The 6,524-nt window shown below is 54.5% G+C and carries 6 protein-coding genes; 4 read left to right on the forward strand and 2 right to left on the reverse strand.

The window, feature by feature from the left end:
- The 4 genes from V7730_RS21530 to V7730_RS21540 form a co-directional block, all read left to right on the forward strand.
- Nucleotides 1–238, forward strand: a 238-nt coding sequence (locus V7730_RS21530) for a hypothetical protein (RefSeq protein WP_335749612.1), incomplete at its 5' end; no start/stop codon positions are given.
- Between the two features lie 62 nt (nucleotides 239–300).
- On the forward strand, nucleotides 301–486 hold the full coding sequence (locus V7730_RS22800; RefSeq protein WP_443070264.1) for a helix-turn-helix transcriptional regulator: 186 nt from the start codon (nucleotides 301–303) through the stop codon (nucleotides 484–486).
- Entirely contained in the window at nucleotides 456–2,012 is a 1,557-nt protein-coding gene (locus V7730_RS21535; RefSeq protein ID WP_335749613.1) for a DUF3987 domain-containing protein, read from the forward strand. Before V7730_RS22800 ends, V7730_RS21535 begins: the two co-directional genes overlap by 31 nt.
- A gap of 699 nt (nucleotides 2,013–2,711) precedes the next feature.
- The gene (locus tag V7730_RS21540) at nucleotides 2,712–3,746 is read left to right on the forward strand and encodes an IS110 family transposase (protein ID WP_335749614.1); all 1,035 of its coding nucleotides are present in this window, start codon (nucleotides 2,712–2,714) and stop codon (nucleotides 3,744–3,746) included.
- Between the two features lie 528 nt (nucleotides 3,747–4,274).
- Here V7730_RS21540 and V7730_RS21545 read toward each other — a convergent pair.
- Nucleotides 4,275–4,856 carry a hemerythrin domain-containing protein gene (locus V7730_RS21545; protein WP_335749615.1) on the reverse strand — a complete coding sequence of 194 codons (582 nt, stop codon included), beginning with the start codon at nucleotides 4,854–4,856 and terminating at the stop codon, nucleotides 4,275–4,277.
- Between the two features lie 248 nt (nucleotides 4,857–5,104).
- Nucleotides 5,105–6,121, reverse strand: coding sequence for an extracellular catalytic domain type 2 short-chain-length polyhydroxyalkanoate depolymerase (locus V7730_RS21550; protein ID WP_335749616.1), 1,017 nt, complete (start codon nucleotides 6,119–6,121; stop codon nucleotides 5,105–5,107).
- Nucleotides 6,122–6,524 lie beyond the last annotated feature (403 nt).

Consider the following 6,524-nt stretch of genomic DNA (forward strand, 5'->3'; position numbering starts at 1 on the left):
TTCCGTCGCTTTGTCATTCTCGTATCCATTCGTTCGGGTTGGATACATCTTAGCGCGCTGTCCAATTTTGCCGGACCACTTCAAAGGTTGTGAAGGCTCCAAGCGAGGCGACTTAACACGTCACGCATGGGAAAACGGGGCGGACGAACTTTTTGAAAGTCCGGAACAGCTCTACACCTTTCTAAAACGAAAAATGGTCGTAGAGATTTTTGACAGCATCGAAAACGGTCAAGAGTAGCTGTTCCACCGCGTAAAAATGTCGTCATAAGAGGTGTCACCGTTTAACAAGAGGTGACACAAATGAATGAAACTTATTTGTCAGACTTGCAGTTGGGAGCGCGCTATAGCGTCAACCGCATTACTATCTGGCGCTGGCATCGTACAAACGAACAATTCCCTCGTGCCGTAACGCTTTCTCCCGGATGTACTCGCTGGAGGCTTTCCGAGATCGAGGCATGGGAAACCGCCAAAGTAGTGGCGACGTAGTTATGTACATGCAGGAAAAGAAAAATAACGGGGCAGCCACAACTGCAACCTCATTCAATCCGGCTGGCGATTGGGCTAAACTTGATCTCTCGATTATTCGCCCTGAGCGGCCACCCGCCCCCGAAATGACTATCGATGAATTTGAAACGGTGTTCGGGTCGTGGGCCAGTTGGTTGCGTACAGCCGCAGAGGTGAAGGGCGCGCATGTTGATTTCGTTAGCCTTGCTCTGCTTTGCACTGCCAGCGCTATCATTGGCAACACCCGTTGGGCCGTACCTTGGGAAGGCTGGAAAGAGCCGCCTATTCTTTGGGGCATGCTGATCGGCGACCCCAGTTCAGGAAAAAGCCCCGCATTGGATGCCATCCTTGATCCAGTTAAGGAGATAGACAATGCCCTGAGCGCTGAATACCTGACTGAACGTAAGAAATGGGTAGACAAAGACGAGGTGGCCAAGCTGTACGAAGCTAAATGGAAAGCAGAAGTGAAAGCCAACATCGGTGTAGGCGAAGATGCACCCGCAAAGCCGAGAAACGCCGAAGCGGGCCCACCGCCGGTTCGTGGCCGTATCCGCATCACAGACACCACCACCGAGAAAGCCGCCGATTTGATGAGCAATGTCTGGCGCGGATTGCTGTTGTCACGTGACGAGCTGTCAGGGTGGCTGGGCAGCATGGACCGCTACAATGGAGGCGGCGACCGACCATTCTGGTTAGAGGCCTTTGGCGGCCGCAGCTTCACAGTAGATCGTAAAAATTGCCCTGAGCCTGTCATAGTGGATCACTTGTCTATCTCAATATTGGGCGGTACCCAGCCTGATAAGCTGGATAGCCTGTTGCTCAATAGCGATGATGACGGGTTGCTTGCTCGGTTCTTGACTGTCTACCCTGCTAAAGTGCCTCTTAGTCGCCCCGTGGCCAGATTGGACACTGCCACAGCGCTTAGGGCAATGGAACGCCTCAGGGCACTAGAGCCGACCATTGATGACCAAGGCGAGAAGCGCCCTGTCTTCCTGCAACTAGACTTGGAGGCGCAAGACAGCTTGCAAGCGTTTCGCCAGAAATGCCGCGATTGGGAACAAGATACCTCAGGTTTGATGAAAAGCCACATTGGCAAACTGCCTGGAATAGCTGTTCGCGTCGCAACAGTGCTGGCCTTGCTGGATTACGCAATTGACTCCGCGCCAGCGGTTCACACCATCAACGCGATTCATCTGGGGCGTGCCTGTAGCTACGTGGGTGAGCATCTGCGCAAGCACGCACACCGCGCCTATGGGGCAGCTTCAATGCCGCCAGAGGTTCGCGCAGCAGGCCGGATCGGAGAGATTATCAAGGGGGAAGGTATGAGCCAAATTAGCACCCGCGAAATACAGCGCCGGGGCTTGGCTGGGCTACAGTCAACGAAGGAGATCAGCCCCGCATTCACGGTTCTTCAAGATGCTGGATGGATCGCCCTAATTCCGCCGTCCAGGCCGGGCCGCCCTCCAAAAAACTACGCTGTTAATCCGCTTCTGGAAACAGCGTTTTGAGCCGTTGGCTGGCACTCGCAGCGGAGCCGGCAAATAATACGAAGCCCTCGACTGACTATATGACAAAACCTGACAAAGCCCCGATATATAATGAAAGGATGGGTTTTGTCAGGTATTGTCAAACTGTCGAATGGACGAACAGGAAAAGCACGTGCCTCTGAAAAGCATGATGTTTCCCGCGCGCCCCTATGACAAGGCAGGTACAACCCTCGTCCGTTACATTGTTCCCATGATTGCCGATATCCCAAGCCAAGTTTCCAAATCACCAACTGTTCTGGCCAAGTAAGGGTGAATAAATGTGGGGGGGGTGGGGCAAAAGTCAGAAAGGTGAAGTGTGCCACACCTGTTATGCTCCCACTCGCAGATTTTTTTCCCGACAAAGGACAGAATTTCATGATGATTTAGGTTGAAGTCGCGGTTTCTGAAAAATGTGGGCGCGTCTTGTTTTTCCATGTTTCTGATGAAAATAAGTACTTTAAAACATAGGGTTGAGAGCCAGTTTTTAGGTGAGGAAGGGTGCATGCGCATCTGCTAGATACCGCAGCCAAAATAAAAGAAAAACAGATTATTTTTCCCGAAGGCTACCGGTTTAGCCTCGTGTCGCACACGGCCCTGAGCATGCGTAATTGGGCTGCCCTCTTTTGTGAGGTCGAGCTCCCGATAAGATCACAGGATGACTGTGAACAAGGGAGATGAGAAATGGAATATTTTGCCGGAATAGACGTATCGCTGCGTTCCTGTGCGCTTTGTATTGTTGATGGCAAGGGAACCGTGCTGCTTGAGCGCGAGCTGCCATGCGAGGTCAGCGACATCGCTGAGTGCCTTGGAACGTTTCCCCATCCGATTGAACGGGTCGGCTTTGAAGCGGGCACGATGAGCCAACATCTGTTCTTTGGTTTGACGGCAGAAGGTTTTGACGTCGTGTGTATGGAAGCACGTCAGGTAAATGCGGCGCTGTCGGCAATGCGCAACAAAACAGACAAGAATGATGCGCGTGGCATCGCTCAAGTTTTGCGCACTGGTTGGTTCAGCCCAGTTCATATGAAAAGCCGAGAGGCGCATGGCGTCCGTGCTTTGCTGAGTACACGCAAGGCGCTTTTGAAGAAGACGATGGACCTGGCTAACGAAGTACGTGGATTATTGAAGATCTTTGGCGTTCGCCTTCCCATGACCGTGAAGCATGGCAGTTTTGACGATGTTGTTCGACCTCTGATCGAGATGGATGAAGTTTTGGCCCATGCTTTGGTGCCGCTCTTGGACGCGCGCGTGGTTTTGTATCAGCACTTTTTGGAACTGGATCGCAGGGTCAAACGCGCTGCCAGCCAAGATGAGGTCTGTATGCGCATGATGACAGTTCCAGGTGTCGGCCCAATCGCTTCACTTACATTCAAAGCGGCAGTCGATGACCCCTCACGCTTCAAACGGTCACGGACTGTTGGCGCGCACTTTGGCTTGACGCCGAGACGATACCAGTCGGGTGAACACGACAATCCTGGCCGTATATCAAAGGCTGGTGACAGAGATGTCCGGGCGACCTTGTATGCTGCCGCCAACGCTTTGCTGATGCGAACCATGGCTGGGTCTCAGATCAAATCGTGGGGCATGCGACTGATGCGCACTAAGGGTCGCCGTCGCGCCGTTGTCGCTGTCGCACGCAAACTCGCCGTCTTGCTGCATCGCATGTGGGTTGATGGCACAGAATTCCGTCAGGACCAGGTGGGAGGTAAGGCATAATCTAAAACGCCACCCACCCAATCCGAACGGGGTCGTCCCTCACCGGACGAGGTTTGTGGAAGAAGCCGAAAAAGTCTGCTGCGCAACCAGAAGCGCGTCTCAGAGCAAGGCTCTCCACTGCCGATCCGACATATGCTTGCAGCGGTGCCATCATGGCATCAACCAGACTGCGAAGAGAAGCGTGACCCGGATGAGTGACAATGACCCAAAAGAAAGAAGGAAAATGAGCTTGACCAAAACACCCAATTAGAGAAGCGGACTTTCGTAGCGCTATGCAGCGTTATTCGGTCGGCCAAGGTCCGAGCAGCTGCCGGTCGGAGGGGCGCGGCAGGTGCGCTTGCCACGCACAGGTTTGTGGCCGACGCAATTTCGAGGGATCTGGAGACGTGATGGAATAGCCATGTCACATGCACGCTGGAGGCAATTAACCTTCTCTGCAACTTTAGGCACACAGCTAAAGAGAACCGGGGGCAAGTGGGCCGAAAGTGCATTTGATATAGACGATGCATGGCTGTTCAGGCTGCGCCGTCAGACCGCTCCGAGGTAATACCCGATGGCCTCCGCCAATTCCGTCTCCTCATAGCCAAAATGGGAGCGTACGACCTCTTCCAGCTTTCGGTATATGGTGGCGGCCTGAACGAAGTTCGCCTCTCCTGGATCTTCCGCCAACGCGTCTGCGGCTCGACCGAGGCGGATGATCAATTCATGGACCACCTCGTGCTCTGAAAGCAGCTTGGCCACGACTTCCCGGAACATGCCTCCGCCCGCCGCCTCGATCCGGGGGAACATATCGGCACCTTCGATGTCGTGGTGAAACTTGAGCACCTGACATTCTCGCCCGCAAAGGGATCCGAACGCTCGAAAATTCTCGGCCATATCGAGTGAAAGCACGATCTTCTTCAGGTGCTCGGGCGGAGTGTCCCTCGCTTCGATCCGCGCCAACACCGCACCGATCTGGGCCATCTCCATCAGATAGTGACGGTGAATTGCCGCCAGCTGTCGACCTTGGCGGCGGTGCATGTCTGTTGCCGCAGCAACCTTCGGCGCTTTGGGCCGGGAGGCCTCATCGATAATGAGGTCATCCAGCGATTGGATTGAGAGGTCAGTCATGCTTGGTAAGAAAGCCTTTAACTGCGCCAAGTCAAGGACGTCGACCTGGGGCAAAAGGCAATCGCCGTAAAGTTGCGAACCGTATCGGCCCATTGCCGACCTTCACGATGACTTCTCCATGCTGCGGAGCGGCCCGTCATTGCGGCCATTCGTGCTGAGCGCAGTAATTTATGGTGCGAGATGTCTGTCTTCAGAGAAAGCGAAGATCCGTTCTGCTGTCAGCAATGTAGACCAAAAAGAGAAATACCTTATTGCTGGAGCGGCGCGCCAAGAGCGGCTGCCATCCGTGCGACGGCGGACATTTGTGGGGCCGTTCGACTCAAATAGTCCGGCCCCGAATAGCCCCACCAATCCCAGCACCCGTTCGGATTTCCAGAAAACCAGTTGTACCAGGGTGCCGGTATCCTGAGAGCCTGAGGATAAAGCACGACGATCCTGTTTGTCTCGGCCCATTGGTTATAGCCCGTCAGCCGTGCAAAATTCTTTCCGATAATCTGTCGCCCTTGCTGGCAGCCATGCAGTGCTATGTGCAGACGGCAGCTTTCGCCCGCCGCACAGTCAGCCGGAACATAGACAAACGCAAGATCGTCCATGCCGGGGGCACCTTCGTTATATCCAGCCTGGTCGAAAATCACGAACCCCTGGTCTCTTGCATCAACCGGAGGCGAGAGGTCTCCATAAAGCTGGTTCAGAATATCGCCTGCCTGATCAAAATCACAATCAATGAGAAAATCTGGGCGGGTCGCATCGCAGGCCACGGGTCCCTGCTCGACGACAAATCCGTGCCCGACATCGACATCTGTTACATAGATCATGTTTTCTGCAGTCACGCCGAGCAACTCATAAGTCTGCCTCAAGGCCTCCATGGTCGACCGGGCGACGGTGTCGTCGGCCTGCCCGTGAAACAGATACAGCCTGTCGGGGGCGATATCCTGAAGCGGGTCTATGCGGTTCTCTGCCGCCAGGGCTTTCATCGTTTCAAAGGAACTGCCTGGGTCGGCATCGACAAAAAACGGATCCATGCACACAAAGAGCGCTCGCCATATCGATTGGTCTGCGCAGTCATATGGCCCGCCCGCGATAATGCCCGCGCCGGAGATGGAACTCGAGAAGGCTACTTGCAGTTGCACAGCCATGAATGCTCCGCTGGACAATCCGGACACGGTTGTCGCTTCGGGTTCGAGATTGAGGTTGGGAAGCGGCTCGGCGACCGCGACGTTTGAGACAAATGCAAAGGTCAATGCAAGCCGCAGCGGATTTACCATCGCCAAGTACTCCTTTAGGTGGGAAATGCCGCCCTTCCCACGGGTGACAGGCTTTCACGCGCGACGATACCGGAAATTTCACTCCACGCCATTTCGCCTGCTAACTAAGGACGAAACAGCAGATCGAAGCACAGTCAAAACGGGCGCAGTGCGCAAATAGCAGGCAGTCAATTGACGCCTTCTCTCGAGGCGCGCGTTCTGGGCTGGGGCCACGGACAGCAGAATGATCGAGGCAGAAGCCGCGTAGTTTACAGACTTCGGCCTGCTGTTCCCTGCTCTGCGGTAACACTGCTACCGTCCCGATAATCTATTGTCGCTCACGGCCCTTAGCGGACCTTTGAACAGCCCGCTGAAGTGGTCCGGCAAAATTGGACAGCGTGCTAAGATGTATCCAACCCGAACG

The organism is Sulfitobacter sp., from assembly GCF_036961165.1.
Classification (GTDB): domain Bacteria; phylum Pseudomonadota; class Alphaproteobacteria; order Rhodobacterales; family Rhodobacteraceae; genus Sulfitobacter.